The sequence below is a fragment of the Acinetobacter sp. TUM15071 genome (assembly GCF_008980925.1).
Classification (GTDB): Bacteria; Pseudomonadota; Gammaproteobacteria; order Pseudomonadales; family Moraxellaceae; genus Acinetobacter; species Acinetobacter dispersus.
Map to the genome: position 1 here is coordinate 1 of NZ_BKGB01000036.1, position 3,646 is coordinate 3,646.

Annotated in this window: 2 pseudogenes; both read left to right on the plus strand. The window is 46.1% G+C overall.

What is annotated here, in order from left to right:
- A pseudogene (locus tag GBI66_RS19080) lies at window positions 1–1,130 on the plus strand (hypothetical protein); the annotation flags it as partial.
- A gap of 616 nt (window positions 1,131–1,746) precedes the next feature.
- A pseudogene (locus GBI66_RS19085) lies at window positions 1,747–3,646 on the plus strand (hypothetical protein); the annotation flags it as partial.

Sequence of the window (3,646 nt, forward strand, 5' to 3'; positions counted from 1 at the left end):
GTGGTGATGGTGGACCTCTTGGCGCAGTCACTGGCATTATCGGTGGTATAACTGGTGGCATCGGCGGCGGTGACGGTGGTCCTCTCGGTGCTGTAACAGGCATTATCGGTGGTCTTACTGGTGGCATTGGCGGTGGTGATGGCGGTCCTCTTGGTGCAGTAACAGACATTATCGGTGGCATTACTGGTGGCATCGGCGGTGGTGACGGTGGACCTCTGGGCGCAGTGACTGGAATCATTGGTGGTCTTACTGGCGGTATCGGTGGCGGTGATGGTGGCCCTCTCGGTGCTGTAACAGGTATTATCGGTGGAATCACTGGCGGTATCGGCGGTGGTGACGGTGGACCTCTGGGTGCAGTCACCGGCATTATCGGTGGTCTTACTGGCGGCATCGGTGGCGGTGATGGTGGCCCTCTTGGTGCAGTCACTGGCATTATCGGTGGTCTTACTGGTGGCATCGGTGGCGGTGATGGTGGTCCTCTTGGTTCAGTAACCGATATTATCGGTGGAATCACTGGCGGTATCGGTGGCGGTGATGGCGGTCCTCTTGGTGCAGTCACTGGCATTATCGGTGGTATAACTGGTGGCATCGGCGGCGGTGACGGTGGTCCTCTCGGTGCTGTAACAGGCATTATTGGTGGTCTTACTGGCGGCATCGGCGGTGGTGACGGTGGTCCTTTGGGCGCAGTCACAGGCATCATCGGTGGTATCACTGGTGGCATCGGCGGTGGTGATGGCGGCCCTCTTGGTTCAGTAACCGACATTCTCAGCGGCATTACGGGTGGTATTGGTGGTGGTGACGTGATTTCTGGCGTTGCTCAACCTATCCAAATTGTTGTTGGAAGTGGCAACCTCACACTCGATCTATTGCAAGATAATATGAGTAATATCTTCAGTAGCGAAAATGTGTTTGAAGGACTAACCAACCTTATTCATGTGAATAATGACAATGGTGGCAATAGTGTCGATAGCATTTTGAATGTCATCACAGGCACCGTTTCTTCGAGTACTTCTGGAATCGCAGTCGGAGAGCCTCATCCAAATGGTGGAAGCATTACAGATCTTATTTCAGTTTCTTCACCATTAACGAGTCTGACCGATCATCTATTTGGATCACTTCATCATTTCTAAAAGTTAAAAATTAGAAAAGCCACTTTAAGTAGTGGCTTTTCTCTACATATTCTTAGACCAGTACAAATCTGTTATCTCAAATTGAGATAACAGATTCTCGGCTATTAGTAAGTTTTGTTTAATAACAAGCGAATATACAAATAAAATATGCTAAAACCACTTAATTTTTACTTTTCGAAAACCAAAACAAATAACCACTTAATCAATTGATATAAAATAACTTTATCTATAAAAAACCGTATGGAAATATTTACTTTCAAACAAGTAACAAATCTTATAACTTTATCTATTTCTGTACCCTTATGACGCACGCACAAAGATTCAATTGCACTTTAATTATCTGATATAAAAGATGAATTTTCTCTATTCACTACCAAGCTTAAAATTCAATATCAATACAAGTGTAAATTTATTCAATAAAAAATATAAAGAAATGTATTTATATTCAATAATTTAAACATAAATTTAACAATAAATTATTGCGTTTTATAATATTGACAAAATAACTGCCGCATATAACACTAAAAAAGATTAATGTGATTTAAATCACAAAAAAATCATAGCAATTTAATAACTACATCAAAAACAACACAACTTTAAAAATATAGGTATCGTTATGCTTTTCAAAAGTCTTTTGTCACCCATTAAAAGTATTACTTCAAGCTTAGTTGATAGTAGTACATCTACATCACACGTTGGCGGTTCAATCCTTGCTCCTTTATCCTTGTCTACAATTACAAATATCGTTTCAACAAATACCGTAACTCATACGGTAAGCAATCTTACAGGTGGAGCAGCCAACAATCCTATAAGTTCAATTACTGGCATTCTGGGAAATGTAACAGGTAGTAGTAGCCCAATTTCTACAGTCACAAATATTTTAGGCGGTGTTACTGGTGGGGCAAGTGGTAATCCACTTGGTGCAGTAACAGGAATTCTTGGAGGAATTACGGGCGGAACCGAAGGTGGTCCGCTTGGTTCAGTCACAGGCATTATTGGTGGTATTACGGGTGGAACAAATGGTGGTCCACTTGGTGCAGTGACTGGAATCATTGGCGGTATCACGGGTGGAACTGAGGGCGGCCCACTTGGTGCAGTCACAGGAATTATCGGTGGTATTACGGGTGGAACAAATGGTGGTCCACTTGGTGCGGTAACTGGAATCATTGGCGGTATCACGGGTGGAACTGAGGGCGGCCCACTTGGTGCAGTCACGGGAATCATTGGCGGTATCACGGGTGGTATTGGCGGTGGTGAAGGTGGTCCTTTAGGCGCAGTGACTGGAATCATTGGTGGTATTACAGGTGGTGATTTAGGTAACAATCCCGTAACAGGCGTCATTCAAACTGGTATTGATGTCCTTCAAGGTGTGGAAAGCTTAAAAACTGAAATCATTAATACAGGAATTGATACTGTCGCAGGCACCATTATCAGTGCAGTTCACCAATCGGAACATCCTATTGGAGATCTAGCTCATTTAGGTACCCTCACCTTTGAAACTTCACGGGATACGGTAAATGGCACACTTGAAGCAATTTCTAATTTAGCAGGTGCGGATATCGGTGGTGCTGCGGGTTCTCTTACAGGTGTTGTAGGTACATTGATCAACAATGGCTCAACTGCTTCTGGTCTAGTTCAGCATATTGCTGGTGATCTCACTGACGCAGGTGGCATTATCGGCGGTATTACAGGTGGAATTGGTGGCGGTGAAGGTGGTCCTTTAGGCGCGATTACTGGCATTATCGGTGGGATCACTGGTGGTATTGGTGGTGGCGAAGGTGGTCCTTTAGGCGCGATCACGGGCATTATCGGTGGGATCACTGGCGGTATCGGCGGCGGTGAAGGCGGTCCATTAGGTGCAATCACTGGCATTATCGGCGGCATCACGGGCGGTATCAGCGGTGGTGAAGGCGGTCCTTTAGGCGCAATTACTGGCATTATCGGTGGGATTACTGGTGGTGACTTGGGCAACAATCCCGTAACAGGCGTCATTCAAACAGGTATTGATGTCCTTCAAGGTGTTGAAAGCCTAAAAACAGATATTATCAACACAGGTATCACTACGGTAGGTGGCGCAATTAGCGGTGTTCTTCCGGGCGTTCATCCAGTTACCGATCTCACCAATCTAGGTACCCTCACCTTTGAAACTTCGCGCGATACAGTAAACGGTACATTAGAAGCAATTTCTGATTTAGCGGGTGCGGATATCGGTGGTGCTGCGGGTTCTCTCACAGGTGTTGTCGGCACATTGATTAATAACGGTTCAACTGCTTCTGGTCTGGTTCAGCATATTGCTGGTGACCTCACTGATGTTGGTGGCCTCATCGGTGGTGTGACTGGTGGAATCGGTGGCGGTGAAGGCGGTCCTTTAGGTGCGATCACTGGCATTATCGGTGGTATCACTGGCGGAATCGGCGGCGGTGATGGCGGTCCTTTAGGTGCGATCACTGGCATTATCGGCGGCATTACTGGTGGAATCGGCGGTGGTGAAGGTGGTCCTTTAGGTGCGATCACTG